This window comes from Stenotrophomonas sp. YJH_SMC_37, from assembly GCF_059370035.1.
In genome coordinates this window covers 155,297-171,995 of the sequence record NZ_JCAFTG010000004.1, presented here as the reverse complement: position 1 = coordinate 171,995, position 16,699 = coordinate 155,297, and the positions used below count along the sequence as shown (strand labels likewise).

General features: G+C 67.5%; 14 protein-coding genes. 6 read left to right on the top strand and 8 right to left on the bottom strand.

The window, feature by feature from the left end; all coding sequences use genetic code 11:
* Positions 1-78 precede the first annotated feature (78 nt).
* Together AC5P8J_RS07725 and AC5P8J_RS07720 are read right to left on the bottom strand one after the other, a co-directional pair.
* Positions 79-2,100 carry an esterase/lipase family protein gene (locus AC5P8J_RS07725; RefSeq protein ID WP_329859213.1) on the bottom strand — a complete coding sequence of 674 codons (2,022 nt, stop codon included), beginning with the start codon at positions 2,098-2,100 and terminating at the stop codon, positions 79-81.
* Entirely contained in the window at positions 2,100-3,074 is a 975-nt protein-coding gene (locus tag AC5P8J_RS07720) for an Lnb N-terminal periplasmic domain-containing protein (protein ID WP_227854430.1), read from the bottom strand. Before AC5P8J_RS07720 ends, AC5P8J_RS07725 begins: the two co-directional genes overlap by 1 nt.
* A 170-nt stretch (positions 3,075-3,244) precedes the next feature.
* On the opposite strand from AC5P8J_RS07720, the gene AC5P8J_RS07715 reads away from it, so the two are divergent.
* Positions 3,245-3,649: a GFA family protein gene (locus tag AC5P8J_RS07715; protein ID WP_058979411.1), complete on the top strand. Its 405-nt coding sequence runs from the start codon at positions 3,245-3,247 to the stop codon at positions 3,647-3,649.
* Between the two features lie 279 nt (positions 3,650-3,928).
* Here AC5P8J_RS07715 and AC5P8J_RS07710 read toward each other — a convergent pair whose 3' ends face one another.
* On the bottom strand, positions 3,929-5,446 hold the full coding sequence (locus AC5P8J_RS07710) for an MFS transporter (RefSeq protein ID WP_227854425.1): 1,518 nt from the start codon (positions 5,444-5,446) through the stop codon (positions 3,929-3,931).
* 106 nt (positions 5,447-5,552) lie between these two features.
* On the opposite strand from AC5P8J_RS07710, the gene AC5P8J_RS07705 reads away from it, so the two are divergent.
* Entirely contained in the window at positions 5,553-6,476 is a 924-nt protein-coding gene (locus AC5P8J_RS07705; RefSeq protein ID WP_058979452.1) for a LysR family transcriptional regulator, read from the top strand.
* Positions 6,477-6,501: 25 nt separating this feature from the next.
* On the opposite strand, the gene AC5P8J_RS07700 is transcribed toward AC5P8J_RS07705, so the two are convergent.
* Positions 6,502-7,389: a DMT family transporter gene (locus AC5P8J_RS07700; RefSeq protein WP_260808477.1), complete on the bottom strand. Its 888-nt coding sequence runs from the start codon at positions 7,387-7,389 to the stop codon at positions 6,502-6,504.
* A gap of 132 nt (positions 7,390-7,521) precedes the next feature.
* Here AC5P8J_RS07700 and AC5P8J_RS07695 point away from each other — a divergent pair, with 132 nt between their 5' ends.
* Both AC5P8J_RS07695 and AC5P8J_RS07690 read left to right on the top strand, forming a co-directional pair.
* Positions 7,522-8,901, top strand: coding sequence for an aminotransferase-like domain-containing protein (locus AC5P8J_RS07695; RefSeq protein ID WP_021202610.1), 1,380 nt, complete (start codon positions 7,522-7,524; stop codon positions 8,899-8,901).
* A 134-nt stretch (positions 8,902-9,035) separates the two neighbouring features.
* Entirely contained in the window at positions 9,036-9,710 is a 675-nt protein-coding gene (locus AC5P8J_RS07690) for a class I SAM-dependent methyltransferase (RefSeq protein ID WP_111098574.1), read from the top strand.
* 3 nt (positions 9,711-9,713) lie between these two features.
* Here AC5P8J_RS07690 and smqnr read toward each other — a convergent pair whose 3' ends face one another.
* Positions 9,714-10,361: a SmQnr family pentapeptide repeat protein gene (gene smqnr, locus AC5P8J_RS07685; RefSeq protein ID WP_111098575.1), complete on the bottom strand. Its 648-nt coding sequence runs from the start codon at positions 10,359-10,361 to the stop codon at positions 9,714-9,716.
* A 159-nt stretch (positions 10,362-10,520) separates the two neighbouring features.
* On the opposite strand from smqnr, the gene AC5P8J_RS07680 reads away from it, so the two are divergent.
* On the top strand, positions 10,521-11,297 hold the full coding sequence (locus AC5P8J_RS07680) for a DeoR/GlpR family DNA-binding transcription regulator (RefSeq protein WP_021202613.1): 777 nt from the start codon (positions 10,521-10,523) through the stop codon (positions 11,295-11,297).
* Between the two features lie 11 nt (positions 11,298-11,308).
* Positions 11,309-12,442 (top strand): MFS transporter, encoded by a 1,134-nt coding sequence (locus AC5P8J_RS07675; RefSeq protein WP_227854118.1) that lies wholly within the window; start codon positions 11,309-11,311, stop codon positions 12,440-12,442.
* A 9-nt stretch (positions 12,443-12,451) separates the two neighbouring features.
* Here the strand turns inward: AC5P8J_RS07675 and AC5P8J_RS07670 are convergent, their stop codons facing one another.
* From AC5P8J_RS07670 to AC5P8J_RS07660, 3 genes are all read right to left on the bottom strand, one after another.
* The gene (locus AC5P8J_RS07670) at positions 12,452-13,957 is read right to left on the bottom strand and encodes a PepSY domain-containing protein (protein WP_227854117.1); all 1,506 of its coding nucleotides are present in this window, start codon (positions 13,955-13,957) and stop codon (positions 12,452-12,454) included.
* 11 nt (positions 13,958-13,968) lie between these two features.
* Positions 13,969-16,107: a TonB-dependent receptor gene (locus tag AC5P8J_RS07665; RefSeq protein ID WP_227854116.1), complete on the bottom strand. Its 2,139-nt coding sequence runs from the start codon at positions 16,105-16,107 to the stop codon at positions 13,969-13,971.
* Between the two features lie 129 nt (positions 16,108-16,236).
* On the bottom strand, positions 16,237-16,632 hold the full coding sequence (locus AC5P8J_RS07660) for a DUF2946 family protein (protein ID WP_227854119.1): 396 nt from the start codon (positions 16,630-16,632) through the stop codon (positions 16,237-16,239).
* Between the last annotated feature and the right edge of the window lie 67 nt (positions 16,633-16,699).

Genomic DNA, 16,699 nt, shown 5'->3' with positions numbered 1-16,699 from the left:
GTTTCGGTAGTGCCGTCCGCTGGCCGGCAACCTCCGCGCACGCGGGAATCCCATGATGGTGCCGGCCAGCGGCCGGCACTACCGGGTCCCCGTGCCTACGTCATCGATGTCCCGGTGCAGGATGCGCCGCACTTCCAGCACTGCCTGCGGGGTCTCCTGCACGCTGTGGCCGGAAATGATGACCTTCTCCGACTGTGCACCCGGCAGGTGCGCACTCCAGTACGGCACCAGTCCGTCATCGGACTTTTCCACCGGCAGCTCCGGCTTGCGCTGGGCGATGATCGAGTGGTACTTCAGTCGCGCTTCGATCGGCAGCTGCGCTGCGGCCTTCACGAATGGATCGCTGGCCTTGAGGTTGTCGATGCTGTTGGGGATCTTCGGCTTGGCGGTGCCGTCGACCTGCTGCTCGGCCTGTGCCAGCGCCATGAACACGTCCTCGAATTTGCCGAGAATGGTCAGCGGCAGGCGTACCAGGCGACCGATCAGCCGCCCGACCCTGTTGCCGGCGATATCCGTGCCCTGGTGCGGCGCGGCGATGAAGATCGCGCGTTCCACGTTCGGCTGCGCCTTGAAATGCAGCAGTGGCCCCAGCTTGGCCTGCACCCGCTTCAGCCGCTCGCCCTTCAGGTCATAGTTGGCCAGCAGGTCATCCCACAGCACATCACCCGAGTCGCTCACCAGCAGCCGCGCCAGCACGCCGCCCATGCTGTGGCCGATATAGACCATGTCCTTCGATGCGCGCGTGCTGCCGTTGGGGTCGAAGTGCTTGAGGGTGTCATTGAACGCGTTGGCGATCTCGTAGCGGTTCAGCGCGATCGGCGCGTTGGTCGGGTAGTAGACCTGCCACACCTGGAACTGCTGGCGCAGCTCGGGGTCGCCCATGATCTCGTTGGCCAGGTTCACCCAGGCTTCCGGGCTGCTGGCCAGGCCGTGCAGCATGAAGATGATGCGGCGGTTCGGGTCCCACGGCTGCATCAGGTAGATGTGCGGTTCGCCGATGCTCTCGCTCATGCCGAACAGGGTGCGCAGTGATTGCCGGGCGAAACCGCTCTGCGCCAACCACAGGCCATAGGCGGCGGTGAAGTTGCCGGCCAGCGGCACCTGCTCGCCATGCAGGGTGATGCGCTCGGTCGCTTCGGGCGAATAAGCGTCCAGCTCGACCCGGCGCGTGCGCATCACATCGTCCAGGTTGCTGCCTTCGAAGCGCAGCAGTGCGGTGACGTTGATCGAGGACATCTCACTGAACTCGGGCACCGAATCGTCGTGGCGATGACGGCGGCCACGGCGTGCGTCGTCCTCATCCTCCTGCGGCGCCTCAGCCTTGGCGCCCTCGGGTGCGATCACCGGTGCGACCAGCTTCGGCGGGTCCATCACCATCACCAGTTCGGCACCGAAGCCATCACGGCGATAAGTACTGCGCAGCCCGACGAAGCTGACCGTGCCGGCTGGCACCAGCTGCGCGGGAATGCTCTTCAGGTTCAGCTGCTGGTAGTTGGAAGCCAACGACCAGCTGCCGACCGAGATCGGCTTCGTGTAGTCCTCGCCCGCCAACGCAGCGGCGCGCGCGCGGACGAACAGCACCACCGCCGCCTTCTCGGCCGCGTAGTTGTAGTAGTCACGCACCTGTGTCTGCCGGTCTTCGAAGGCGCGATCCGATGGTGAGCGGCCGCTGTAGAACAGGTAGGCATAGGCGTAGCGCGCGGCTTCCAGCCAGGCGTCCAGCGCTGCGTCGCTCATCGGCGGATCACCGGCTGCGGTCTTCTTCGGCGTCAGCGCCAGCGCGGTCTTCACCCACAGTTCGGACAGCGCCGACAGCCGCTGCTCGACATTGAGATCGTCGGTCATCAGCAGCGTGCTGCGGCAGACCAGGAAGTCCTTCTCGCACTGCGATTCGTCCAGGCCTGCCGCGCTGAGCGTCTCTCGCGCGGCGGGGCTGAGCTTGCCGGTATTGAGCACGTCGGCACGCTTGTTGACCAGCGAATCGCTGGACTTGACCTGCTTGACGGTGACCATCGCGCAACCGCTGCTGACCAGCAGCAGGAAGGCGACGAACAACACCGGCAGCGCACGCTGCCAGCGGATCAGGAGGAGTCGAGTCATTACTGCGGGTCCTGCTCGGTGCCAGGTACGCCCTGGCGGATCACGGTGGAGAAGTGTTCGCCGCTGCCCAGGTCCAACGCACGCTGGGTGATGCGGCCCTTGTCGTGCAGCTCGGCGTACGGCACACCCGGGGTCAGTGCACCGACCTCCTGTGCGTACTCGGCCAGGTAGCCGGACAGCAACAGGCGGTAGTCCAGCGGCAGGCGCGGCGCGATCTGGCGGGCCAGGTCGAAGACGATCGTGGTGCAGTTGCTGGTGAGTGTGTTGTAGAAGCCCGGCTTCGCATCCAGTTCGCGCGCCTGCGCGATGTACGCGGCGAACAGCTCCTTCAGCTGCGCACGGTCCATGCCGTGCAGGCGGTACAGGTAGACATCCTCGCCGCGCGCGTTGGTGCGGGTGCGGATGATGTCGGTCTCCTCCGCGGCCACCAGGGTCATCTCGAATTTGCGGAAGAAGCCGCCCAGCGCCGAGAACGATTCGCCGCGTTCCTTGCGGATCTCCAGCGAGAACACCAGGTGGCGCCCATCGTCGAAACCGAACGAGATCAGGGTGTGGGCGATGGCCGGGCCCATCCAGTACGACAGCACCAGGTCGGCCGAACGCAACTGGTCCAGGTCGTACGCGCGGCGCACCCAGTGCGCGTCGTAGTCGGTTTCGCTGCGCCAAGTGAAATCACGCACGTTGTCGAGCACCACGTGGCGCCCGTCGAAGGACACCACATGCAGGCGCTGGGCCACGTCATCGGCCCATACGCGGTCCTGGCGCGGGGACAGCAGCAGCCACCACAGGCCGGCCAGTGCCAGCGATGCCCCGAACGCCAGGCCCAGGCGGCGCGAAGCATGGCCCCGCGCGACGCGCCACGACGCCCACAGCGCAACCAGCAGCCACAGCGCAGCGGCACCGGTGGACAGCCAGCCCGGCCCCGGCACCTGATAGGCCAGCAGCCCGGTCACCCACAACGCCGCCAGCGCCATGGCACTTCCTGTCATCCAACGTCCTGCGGCTCTCACTGGCATCCTGTCGCGGTCCCGAAGCCGCATAGTTAGCCACAAGCGGGTTCACCGTGGCATCTACGGCCCGTTCAGGCACGCCGGCGCACCGTCTGCTGCGGCCCGACGGCCAGATGGATCACACAGGAGCAACGATGGGCATCACTTCCGTGGCCGGCGTTCCGGTCCAACCCCGGCACCGCGCGACCTGCCACTGCGGCACGGTCGAGCTGCTGCTGGACCTGCCGGACGGGATCGTCGATCCCCGCCGCTGCGACTGCTCGATGTGCCGCCGCCGTGGCGCCATCGCCGCCAGCGTCCCCCGTCAGGGCCTGCAGGTGCTCCGCGGGCAGAACCACCTGCAGAAATACCAGTTCAATACCCATGTGGCCGAGCACTACTTCTGCGGGGTGTGCGGCATCTACACCCATCACCGGCGCCGCTCCAACCCCGACCAGTACGGCTACAACGTGGCCTGCCTGGAGGGCATTGATCCGTTCGCGCTGGGGGTTATTCCGGTCAGCGACGGGGTCAACCACCCGTCAGACCGCACCGGCTAGTGGCGCGTGCGCCGCGGCGGCGTGGCGATCTTCTGCCAGGGCGCCATGCCGCTGCGTCCCGCCCGCGCCGGGCGTTTCAGCCAGGGCCGGCGTGACGGTGCCTGTGGCGCGTCCTCGACCGGGGGAGGAAGGGGTCGACGGCCGGGCCAGAGATGGTCGAGCAGCCACATGGCAGGTCTCCGTGGGGGGACGGGGACGATCAAGACTAGGCCCGGGTGGGCATAGGCGACGTGAGCGGGACACGACAACGGGATGACGGCGGAGGCGGCGATGAGCCTGCTACACCATGTTCCCGACCAAGGCACCCGTCCTTTTCCGCAACAACAGGCGCAACACGGCGGCACAGGCGGCGGTCAGCAGCGCCAGTACACGCAGCAGTGTCGCCAGCGCCTCACTACTGGCGTGCTGCAGCTGCATGCCGCTTATCGTCGGTAGCAGTGCCTGCGCCTGTTCCCGCGCCCCCGTGGCCAGATAGGCACCGGCACGCACCAGCGATGCCGGCGACGCGCCCTGCAGCTGATGGCCGATCAGCAGCGCAAGGAAGGCAGTGACTGTGGCCAACGCGATGCCTTCGCCGGCCACCCGCACGGTTCCGAATATGCCTGCGGCCATGCCGGCACGCTGCACCGGTACCACGCTCACCGACAGTCCATCCATCAGCCCCCACGGCAAAGCCGTTCCTGCGCCGATCAGCATCAGCAACGGCACCCACTGCGACGGCGACGGATGCGATGCGTGGCGCGACAGCAGGTACAGACCAGAGGCACAGACCAGCAGGCCCAGCGTGCACAGCCGCGCACTTCCAACGCGCTCCGCCCAGCGCGCGGCCAGCATCGGCAGCACCAGCATCGGCGCGGACAGGGCCAGCATCTGCAGTCCCACCAGCGTCGCGCTCTGGCCATGCACGCCCAGCAGTTGCAGAGGTAACACGACCAGCAGCACCACGTAGCCGAAGCAGGTCGCCACCGGCAGCAACTGGACACCAAGGAACGCCGGTTGCGAGAACAGTGAGAGGTCCAGCAACGGTGAGGGGTGCCGCCGTTCGATGAAGACGAACACCCCGCCCAACAGCAGCGTCGCCAGCAGCGCCAGCTGCACGCGCGCGGCATGCAGGCCGAACTCGCCCGACCACAGCAGCGCCAGGGTCAACGCCGCCAGCGTCAGGCTGAAACTCAGCATGCCGCCGATATCCAGTGGTCGGCGCTCGCCATGACTTTCAGGCAACGCGCGTGCCCCCAGGCCGAAGGCCACCAACGTGAGCACACCGCCCGCGGCGAACACGCTGCGCCATCCCAATGTCTGCAGCAGCAGGCCCGCGAGCAGGGGCCCCAACGCCAGCCCCATGCCGAACGTGGTGCCCAGCAGGGCGAAGACACGGGCACGCGCCGGCCCCTGCCAGGCCTGTGCCAGCAGCGCCGTGCCGGATGCCAGCGCCGCCGCCGCGGCAACGCCCTGCAACCCGCGCGCCAGATCCAGCCATAGCAGCGTGCGAGCAAGGCAGACGGCGGCGGTGGCGGTGGTGAAGCCCGCCGTGCCCAGCAGGAACAGCCGCCGACGGCCATATCGATCGGCCAAGCCGCCCGCAGCGAGCAACAGACTGCCGAAGGTGAGCATGAAGGCGTTGGTCACCCAGGCCAGCGCGGTGGGCGATGCCGCCGCGGAACGGGCCAGCGCCGGCACCGCGACTGCACCGGCAGAGAAGGACAACGGCAACGCCAGCGCGGCCAGGCAGACCGCAAGCAGCGCCCAGCGCTGCTGCGCGCGGACAGGTACAGGGAGCATCGAATCCGGGGCCATGCGGGCCTCCATCCATCAGGGGCATTGATGATGGACAGGCCGCTATTCCAGAAAAACAGGCTCGGTGGACGTTGATTGCGGCGAGATGTTCCGCAATCATCCAAGCATGGACTCCATCTCCGCCCTGCTCGCCTTCGTCCGTACCGCGGAGGCAGGCAGCATCGTCGGTGCCGCCCGCGTACTCGGCCTGTCAGCCTCGGCCGTCGGCAAGCGCATCGCCCGGCTTGAACAGGAACTCGGCACGCGCCTGTTCCAGCGCACCACCCGCCGCGTGCATCTCACCGACGAAGGCGAACTGCTGCTGCAACGCTGCCGGCGTGCGCTGGATGAGCTTTCCGAAGCGCAGGCGGACCTGGCGCAGCGACAGCACGCCCCCAGCGGACTGCTGCGCATCGGCCTGCCCACCATCGGCTACCGCTTCCTGCTGCCGGTGCTCCCCGGCTTCCAGCAACGCTATCCGCAGGTGCAGCTGGAACTGGACTTCAACGACCGCATCGTCGATGTGGTCAGCGAAGGCCTGGATGCAGTGATACGCAGTGGCGAACTGGCCGATTCCAGCCTGACCGCACGGCGGCTGGGTGGTTTTCGTTTCATCCTCTGTGCGGCGCCGGGCTATCTGCAGATGCATGGAACGCCCGGCGATGTGGGCGACCTGCGCATGCATACCGCGCTGCGCTTCCGTTACCCCACCACCGGAAAGCTGCATCCGTGGCAGCTGCCGGGCATCGAAGGCGACGCCGGGGCGCGCCTTCCCACGGCGATGACCTGCAACAACATGGAGGCCGTGCTGGCCGCTGCGATCGGATGCATGGGCCTGGCCTGGATGCCTGACTTCCTCGCAGCCGACGCGCTGGCCGATGGCCGCCTGCAACAGGTGCTGCCCACACTGCCCACGCACCAGGGGCAGTTCTCGCTGCTATGGCCCGGTGGGCGCCATCCCAGTGCACGCCTGCGGGTGTTCATCGACTACGCCGTTGCGCACCTTTTCCGCAGCACCCCGGAAAAGGGGACGGAGGGGATTAAGTCGTAATTGGCCCTGCTGTGCCTGAAACGACTTAACCCCTTCCGTCCCCTTTTTCCTGGCGGCTGAAGCGGCGCGCGCCGGCGACGCAGATCACTGCGACCAGAGTCACCAGCACCATGCTGAGGCTGACCGATTCGTGCAGCAGCAGCGCGGCCAGGGCCAGGCCGAAGAAGGGCTGCAGCAGCTGCAGCTGGCCGACAGCGGCGATGCCGCCCTGGGCCAGCCCGCGGTACCAGAAAAGGAAGCCGATCAGCATGCTGAACACTGCCACGTAGCCCAGTGCCCACCACGCCGAGGCACCGACCGCAGAGAGCGAGGCCGGGCGCATCAGCACCGTCATCGGCAGCATCACCGGCAACGCCAGCAGCAATGCCCAGCTGATCACCTGCCAGCCGCCCAGATGACGGGCGAGCCGACCACCTTCCGCGTAGCCCAGCCCGCACACCACGATCGCCGCCAGCATCAGCAGGTCGGCCTGCAAGGAGGCTTCGATGCCGTTGCGCGCGGCATAGCCGACCACGCAGGCACTGCCCAGAAACGAGAACAGCCAGAACGCCGGGCGCGGCCGATCGCCACCGCGCAGCACGCCAAACACCGCTGTACTCAACGGCAGCAGGCCGAGGAACACGATGGTGTGTGCCGACGAAGCATGGCGCAGCGCGAGCGCGGTCAGCAGCGGGAAGCCGACCACAACGCCGAGGCTGACCACCACCAGCCCCGGCAGGTCGCCGCGCCGCGGCCACGGTTGGCGCAGCATCAACAACAGGCCCAGGCCGAGCACCGCGGCGATGGTGGCGCGTGCGGCGGTGACGAACCCGGCATCCAGCTGCAGCACCGCCAGGCGGGTGGCCGGTAATGAGCCGGCGAAGATCACCACACCGATGAAGCCATTGATCCAACCACTCGCCGACCGTTCCACGCCTGTACTCCTGAAGGTGCCGGACGATGCCCGGCTGCACCTGTATGGAAGCATCCAGCGCGGAACGACCCAGCTACAATCCAGTACAGCCGCAAGTAACTGTACTGCCCACACTTCCACTACGGTTCCACCATGCCGCGCCCGCTCACCCGCATCGAATCGGTCATCCAGACCGTCCGCACCCGCATCAGTGCACGGGTGGATGGCCCCGGCTCCCGCCTGCCTTCGGTACGTGCGCAGGCAGCGACCATGGGAGTTTCAGTCTCCACCGTGGTCGAGGCCTACGAGCGCCTGGCGGCCGAAGGCCTGATCAGTGCACGCGCAGGCTCGGGCTTCTACGTCAGTGGCCCGGCCGCACCGCTGACGCTGGCCGAAATGGAGCCGCGGCTGGATCGCGCGGTGGATCCACTGTGGGTATCACGACAATCGCTGGAAACGCCCGCGGGCGATCTCAAGCCAGGGTGCGGCTGGATGCCCAGTGACTGGCTGTATCACGATGGCGTGCGCCGCGGCCTGCGCGGGCTGGCGCGTGCCGATGCCATGCAACTGGTGGACTACGCCGGCCCGCTCGGGCTGCCCGCGTTGCGCCAGCTGCTGCAAAGGCGCAGCGCCTCGCTTGGCATCGATGCACCGATGGAGCAGATCCTGCTGACCGAATCCGGTACGCACGCGGTCGATCTGCTCTGCCGTTTCCTGCTCAAGCCCGGCGACTGCGTGCTGGTCGATGACCCGAGTTACTTCAATTACCACGCACTGCTCAAGGCGCACCAGGTGCAGGCCATCGGCGTGCCGTACACGCACAGCGGCCCGGACCTGGAGGCGTTCGCGCAAGCCCTGCAGGCGCATTCGCCGCGGCTGTACCTCACCAATTCCGGACTGCACAACCCGACCGGCGCGGTGCTTTCAGCCAACATCGCGCACCGCCTGCTGGGCCTGGCCGAACGCAGCGAGCTGATCATCGTCGAGGACGACATCTTCGCCGACTTCGAACTGCAGCCGGCACCGCGGCTGGCCGCGCTCGATGGACTGTCACGGGTGATCCACGTCGGCAGTTTCTCCAAGACGCTGTCGGCAGCGTCGCGCTGCGGCTACATCGCTGCGCGCCACGACTGGATAGAGGCATTGACCGACCTGAAGCTGGCGACCAGCTTTGGCGGCGGCCATCTGGCCGCGCAGTTGATGCACATCGCGCTGACCGATAGCGGTTACCGCCGCCACATGCAGTCCATACGTTCGCGCCTGGCCGATGCACGCCGGCACACACTGCGGAAGCTGCAGGCGCTGGGCATCACGCCGTGGCTGCAGCCGGAAGCCGGCCTGTTCCTGTGGTGCCAGCTGCCCGACGGCCGCGACGCCGCCGCACTGGCGCGGCACTGCCTGCGCGAGGGCATCGTGCTGGCGCCGGGCAACGCGTTCAGCCAGTCGCAGCGCGCGGCCGACTATCTGCGCTTCAACGTTTCGCAGTGCCAGGACCCGAGAATCTGGCAGGTACTGGCGCGCGCGCTGCGCTGAGCCGGGAATGCGCGACCAGCGCAGCCACCACCATGCGTACGCCCCGCAACTGGCCGCGACGATGCGGCAGCGGCGCGCAACGCCTCTTGCGCGCCGCGCTACAGTGGCATGTCCTCCGCCGCAGGAATCCGCGCATGTCCACGTTCTCCGATCCGCAGGCGGTGGCCCGCTATGCCGAAGCGCCGCTGCGCCAGGTGCCCGGTTTCCTCGCGTTGCAGCAGATGACCCGCCTGCTGCTGGCCGAACACGTTCCCGCACAGGGCCGCGTGCTGGTACTCGGCGCCGGGGGCGGGCTTGAGCTGAAGGCCTTTGCCGAAGCGCAGCCGGGCTGGCAGCTGCTGGGTGTGGATCCGGCCGCGCCGATGCTGGCCCTGGCCGAGCAGACACTGGGTCCGCTGATGCCGCGCGTGCAGCTGCTGGAAGGTTACATCGACGATGCACCCGATCTGCGCTTCGATGGTGCCAGCTGCCTGCTGACCCTGCACTTCCTCGACGCCGCGCAGCGCCTGCACACGCTGCGCGAGCTGCACAGGCGCCTGCAGCCCGGCGCACCGCTGGTGGTGGCCCACCACAGCGTGCCGCAGGATCCGGCCGGCAAGCTGCGCTGGTTGCAGCGCTACGCCGCGTTCGCCGAAGCCTCGGGGGTTGCCCACGCCGATGCACAGCGCGCGATCGACGCCATTGCCGAGCGGTTGCCGCTGCTGGCCCCCGAACAGGAGGTCGCGCTGATGCAGGAGGCCGGCTTCGATGGCGTGGAGCTGTTCTATGCGGGCTTCAGCTTCAAGGGCTGGGTGGCGTACGCCGGGTGATGTCTACGGCACCACGGTGATGCCGATCCGCTGCATCAACAGCGCCACCTGCTGCACGTCCAGCGTGGCGCCGCGCAGGTTGGTGCTGCGCAGGTCCAGCTCGCCCAGATCGGAATTGGTCAGGTCGCAGTCGGTGAAGTTGGCGCTGTTCCAGTCGATTCCCTCGAACTGGCCACCGGACAGGTCCGAGCCCGCGAAGCTTGCGCCACTCACGTTCGCACCGTCCCAGCGGTTCTCCCACAGTTCGCATTTCTCCAGCGTGACCCGCGAGAAATTGGCATAGCGCAGGTTCGACTTCTTGATGAAGGCGCTGCAGAACCAACTGCGCGTGGTGATCTGGTTCATGAAGCTGGCGTTGCTGAAATCCGCACCCTGCGCGCGGCACTCGCTGATCTCCAGGCCCAGCGCCTTGATGAAGTTGAAGTGGCACATGCTGATGTCGCAGCTGCGGAAGCTGGCCTCCTTCAATGTGGTGCCATTGAAGCGGCAGCCACTGCGGCTGTCGGCATCGTAGAAGCTGCAGTTGATGAACTCGGTGGCGGTCAGGTCGACACCGGAAAAATCGCACTCATGGAACTGCTGGTCGACCACTTTCTGGCCGGTGTACTGGTCCGCGCCGATGCGCAGCTTGCGGTGAACGGTGGGGGACATCAGGGATTCCATGCCAGGTGCCCCGCCATCATGCCGGGCCGCGAGGGCGATCCATAGACGTGGGCGCGGGCGGATTCACCGGCAGTCCAGCCGCCCTGCGTCCCCCAATGCCGAATGCACGTTGTTGCACGTTAATGCACGAACGTGCAGACTTGCAGCATGAGCTCCGATCCCAGCCCCCTCCCCGCCCAGCGCACCCGGCAGATCCTCGAGGAACTGCGCCAGCAGGGCCGCGTAGTCGCCGCCGAACTGGCGCGCCGCTATGCCGTGTCCGAAGATTCGATCCGCCGCGATCTGCGCGAACTGGCCGCACAGGGCATGTGCCAGCGCGTTTACGGTGGCGCCGTGCTGCCACCGCCCAAGGAACGCCCGCTGCGCGAGCGCCTGACCCGCGACCGCGGCGACAAGGCCGAGCTGGCCGCCCGCGTCTGCGCGTTGCTGCACCCCGGCCAGGTCGTACTGCTCGATGCCGGTTCAACCAACCTGGCGATCGCCCAGCAATTGCCGGCCGCCCTCGGCCTGACGGTGATCACCAATGCCCCGCAGATCGCCACCGCCGCCAGCATGCTCGAAGGTACCTCGGTGCAGCTGATCGGCGGACGCCTGGCCAGCGGTGGCGGTGCGGTCGGCGCCGAGGCATTGGCCCAGGTGCAGCGCCTGCGTGCCGACGTGTACCTGCCCGGCCCCTGCGCGGTGGACGGCGACACCGGCGTGTGGGCAATGGATGCGGAAGAAGCCACGCTGAAACGCGCGATGGTGGCCTGCAGTAGCCGCGTCATCGTCGCCGCCACGACTGAAAAGCTCGGTGCCCGCGGCAACTGGCAGATCGCCAGCCTCGACGAGATCGACGACCTGGTGCTGACCACCACCGCGCCGCCCGCATTGGCGGCACGCTTCCGCGCCGCCGGCATCGCGGTACACCCCACTCCCCCCTGACCGTACCGCTCATGTCCGTTGCCAACCGCGCGCGTGCCGAACAGCACGCGACCCGCGCTGCGTTCTTCATTCCCGGCTTCGCCACCGCGCTGTGGGCCACCCTGGTGCCGTTCGCAAAGGCACGCACCGGGATCAACGACGCCACGCTGGGGCTGGTGCTGCTCTGCCTCGGTGCCGGTTCGCTGCTGGCAATGCCGTTGTCCGGCGTGCTGGCCGCGCGCCTCGGTTGCCGGCGGGTGATGGTGGCCAGCAGCCTGCTGATCTGCCTGACCGTGCCCGGCCTGGCGCTGGCCGGTTCGGCCTGGACACTCGGGCTGGTCCTGTTCGTGTTCGGTGCCGCCGTGGGCGCGATGGACTGCACGATGAACGTACAGGCCGTCATCGTCGAGCGCGAAGCACGGCGCGTGATGATGTCCGGCTTCCATGCCTTCTTCAGCATCGGTGGCTTCCTCGGCGCGGCCACCATGACCGTGCTGCTGTCCGCACAGCTGCCGCCCTTGGCATCGGTGCTGATCGGCGTTGGCGCCATGCTGCTGGTGATGCTGTTGTCGGCGTCGTACTGGCACAGCGAACGCATGCCGCATGACACGCCGATGCTGGCCCTGCCACACGGCATCGTGCTGTTCATCGGCGTGCTGGCGTTCGTCGCCTTCCTCGGCGAAGGTGCGATGCTCGACTGGAGCGCGGTGTTTCTCAGCGACGTGCGCCGCGTCGATGCAAGCCTGGCCGGCATCGGCTATGTGGCCTTCACCCTGACCATGACCGTCGCGCGCCTGTTCGGCGATGCACTGGTGGCGCGCGTGGGCCGCCAACGCGCGATCGTGTTCGGGGCCCTGCTCGCCGCTGCGGGCGTGCTGGTGCTGACCCTGGTCACGCCGTGGCAGGCGTCACTGATCGGCTATGTGCTGGTCGGCCTCGGCTGTGCCAACATCGCACCCGCGCTGTTCTCGCTGGCCGGCCACCAGACCCGCATGCCCGGCGCCCTGGCGATCACCGCCGTTTCCACGCTCGGCTTTGCCGGCATTCTCGCCGGGCCGGCACTGATCGGTTTTGCTGCCAACCACTTCGGCCTGATCGCTGCATTCATCGGCGTTGCCACGGCCTTGTTGCTGGTGGCGATGTCCACGCGTTGGCTGCGGGTGTAGCCCAAGGCATCAACGCCGCCTGCGCCGCAGCTTCATCCGCAACCGCCGATAGCCGATCACCGTCGCCGTGGCACACAACGCGGTGCCAGCAGCACTCAGCAGCAGCAACACCGCCAGCCGGGCACCTTCCTGGCGCAGCATCGCCGGCAGGTCCCAGCTGTGCAGGAAGTAGAACAACCAGCGCCCCACCCGCTCGCGATGCCCCATCGTCAGCAACGGATCGCCGGTCGCCAGATCGAGATAGACGCGCGTCGCCTCCGCATCGCCAAAGTCCACCACTGCCACCGGGAAGCGGCGTACCGCCGCACCATTCATGGCCTCGGGCGCACGCGGATAGAAGTAGGCATCCGGTACATGTCGGACCACGAAATCCTGCATCGGCGCATCGGACAGCGCCCGCACCTTCTGCTGCAGCCACGCGGCCGGCAGCAACCGCGCAACCTGCAGGCGCCCATGGGTGCTGGACACGATGCGGGTGCCGCCCTTCCCATCCAGCAGCACCGCGAACAGCTCACCACCGATGCGCCGCCACTGGATCTCAACTGGCCGGAAGCACTCAGCATCGGCCACCGCCAGAAGCTTCGCCGGATCGCCCAACGCGCCATCCACCGCCACCGCGCCGCCACGATAGCGCCCACCGTCGATCGCAGCATGCGTGCTGCTGAAGACACCCAATGGATTCATCGACATCAGGCCACTGAAGATCCAGGTGAACACGAAGGCCGCTGCCACCAGACCGATCAGATGGTGCCAGCGCATCCACGGCTCGACGTACGGTGTCTTCGCACCGGAACGATAGTGCCCACGGAAACGCCAGCGCCACACACCCACCACGATGCCGCTGACCGCCGCCAGCGTGCACAGTGCGGACAGCACGATCACCACCCACGTCCACACCGGGTCCACCGACTGCATGCGCAGGAAATACAACCAGTGCAGCCAGGCGCCCACATAGTTCCAGCGCTGCTGCACATGAGGGGCGTCCAGCACCACTTCGCCGGTACGCGAGGACACGTACAGGTCGCCCGGCTGCGCGCCGCCCACCTCGACGCGATAGAGCGGTCGATGCACATCCAATGCGCGCGAATGCGTCCAGCGGTCCTCCTCCACGCGCAGCGCACCCACAAAGGCCGGGCCTCCGGCGAACTGTGCAGCGGATGCTTCGGCGCGCTGTGCCGACACCGGCAGCAGCGCCTGGCCGGTCACGGCAGACCAGGCGCCCACATTGCTGCCACTTCGCACCACATACGCCGGCTCGCCGCGTAGCGTGGTCAATGCCACAGCCTCCGGCTCGGCCTGCACGGCGGCAGGCAGTACCGACAGCCCCTGCAGGTCGCGGGCCTCACCCAGCACCGGCAACGCCGCCAGCCGCTCGCCGGGCGTCAGCTTCGGGTAACCAATGAACAGCATCACCATGCCGCTGACGAACCACAGCAGCATCAGCAGGCATCCGCCGATGCCCAGCCAGCGATGCACCAGGTAGGTCCAGCGCCTGGCGGTGGATCGCAGCGTCATGGCCGGCCTCCTCAGAAGCGATGGTCGACGGTGAATTCGACGCGCCGGTCCGCACCCAGCAGCCATTGCGTGCTGGTGTAGTACGCGGTGGCGTAGTACGCCTTGTCGAACACGTTGAACAACCGCGCGGACAGCCGCGTGCGCGGTGCCGCCTGCCAAGTCAGTGCCAGGTCGGTGGTGCTGTAGCCGGGCAGCTCCAGTGTGTTGGCGTTGTCGGCGTAGCGCTTGCCGACGTAACGCACGCCACCCGCCGCACTCCAGTCCGGTGCGAACTGCCAGTTCAGCCACATACTGGCCAGGCGCTCGGCTACGTTCGGCGGCACGTTGCCATCACGCGATACCAGCACCGCCGGCGAACCCGTGGTTTCCAGGAAGTCCTCGAACTCGGCCTTCAGCACCGTCGCGTTGGCATCGAGCGACCAGTGCGGCGCGACGTTCCAGGTCAACGACGCTTCAATACCGCGCGAGGTCTGCGCCCCCACCTGCACGCGGCGATCCGGCACCAGCGGATCACGGCTGAGCAGACCGGTCTTGCGGATGCGATACGCCGCCAGCGTCCACTCGCCGCCATCGAAGGCCTGCTTCAGGCCCACCTCGATCTGCCGGCCCTTGGCCAGATCGAAGGCACCGTTGGCTGGGCTGATCATCAGCAGTCCACTGACCGGGTCCGCCGCCTGTGAGTACTGCGCGTAGAGGCTCAGCGCCGGCTGCAGCGCGAATACGGTACCTGCACGCCAGCCGGTGCTGCTGTAGGTCTTCGAGAACGCGTTCTGGCCACTGATCAGATCGGTGCGATCGATGCGCGCGCGGTCGTGGCGCAGCCCACCCAGTACCGACCAGCGTTCGCTCAACGCCAGCCGGTCCTCCACGAACAGCGCGTACTGCTCGGCGCGGTTGCGATAGCGCGGCAGGTTCGGCGCGTCGCTGGCGAACTGGCCCGGCACCGGATCGAACGGATCGACCGGGCCCGAGCTGCCGGCATAGGTGTTGTTGGTGTGCTTGAAGTGCGCGCGGTTGGCATCCAGGCCCACCGCGAAGTTGTTCTGCAGGCCACCCGCCGTTCCCTGCACGCGCAGCGTCGAGGTCAGTCCGGTCTGGTCCTGGTTGTGGGTGATCTCGGTATTGCCCGAGCGATCGATCAAGCCGGTAGCGCGGTTGTAGACATAGGCCTCGGCATTGCGCCAATCACGCTGGCTGTCGATCTGGTAGACGCGGGTTCGCCATTCCACGTTCGCGTTCGGTGTCCACAGCGCGTCGAGCTGGGTCCAGCGGTCGCGGAAGCGGATCTCGCTGTCATCGACGTTGTAGTTGCGGTGGCGCAGCGCCTCCAACTGGCGTCCCTCCACCAGCGGCGTGCCGAAGTAGCGCATCGGCTTCTGATGGCCCTGCGCGTGGGTGAGGGTCAGCTGCAGGTCGGTGCGCGGCTGCCACAGCAGCGCGCCGGAGAAGGTGGCATCGCCGTTGCGTCCCCGATCGACCCAGCCACCGCTGTAGTTGCCGCTCACATCCAGCCGGTAGGCCAGCTCGGGCGTCAGCGCGCCACCACTGCCGAAGCCCAGCCGCGCGGTGTCCTCGCTGCCCACTGTCACACTGATCTCGTTTTCGATGGCACCGCGCGAGGGCTTCTTCGGCACGATGTTGATCACCCCGCCGATCGCACCGTCGCCGTGGATGACCGAGGCCGGCCCGCGCAGTACCTCGATGCGCTCGATCGACCAGGTATCAAATGGGAAGGTGATGCCCACGCCGCCGTACTGGCGCAGCCCGCCGTACAGCCGCATCACCGAAGCACCGTCGGTGAAGCCACGGCTGGAAAGCGCGCTCAAGCCGTTGCCCGGGTGCGGCATGGCACTGATCGCACCCGCCCGGCTGATCGCATCGTTGAGGTTGCTGTCGCCGCGCTGTTCCAGCTGTTCGCGCGAAATCACCGTCAGGCTGGCCGGCGTCTGCAGCACGCTCAGACCCAACGCAGAGCCGGCGCTGGCGGTGGACGACAGCTCGCCGCTGCGGGCATCGACCACGCGCACGGTCTCCAGCGTGGTCGGGGGTGCCGCGTCGGCGGCAAGCAGGGGCGCGGCATGCAGGAGCAACGCGCACAGGACAGGCAGCGTCGCCCGGCGCAGGCGCGCGGAGTTGGGGTTCGTTTTCATTTTTTCACGGCATGCAAGGCCACCCCGCGATGGCAGGGCAGCAATCAGAAAGGGACAGACACGCGCGTGCGGGCACCGGCCGTGGCCGGCAACCTCATGGAAAAACGATCAGTGCAACGCGCGTGCGGCTCAGGCAGCCATCAGTGCGGGTGGCCCACGCGCTCCCAACGTGCCGCCGATTCGTTGCGGCAACGCCTGCACGGCACCGCGCAACGCACGGCACACCGGAGCCATCGGCATCAACAGCAGCACTGCCGCCACCAACAGGGTGATCAACCGCGCTGCAATCAGGCAGTAATCACAATCCACGCCCATCTCATGATCGGCATGCGGATCGGCGGGCGGCTTCTTTGCGGTCTCGCCGTGCGGCATCGCCATCGCGTGATGGTCGTGGTGCCCTTCCAACGCGTGCTGAGCATGTTCTGCCTGCATTGCGTGGTCCATGGCCGCCACCGGCGCAGCGGCAGCCACGTGACCATGCGCCAGCCAGCGGCTCACCAGCGGGGCAAGCAGCACCAGCAGCATGGCAAGCCATGCCAGGGCCTGGAACCGGCGGTGGAGAACAGAACGGCGCACGTCGCCATTCTACGGG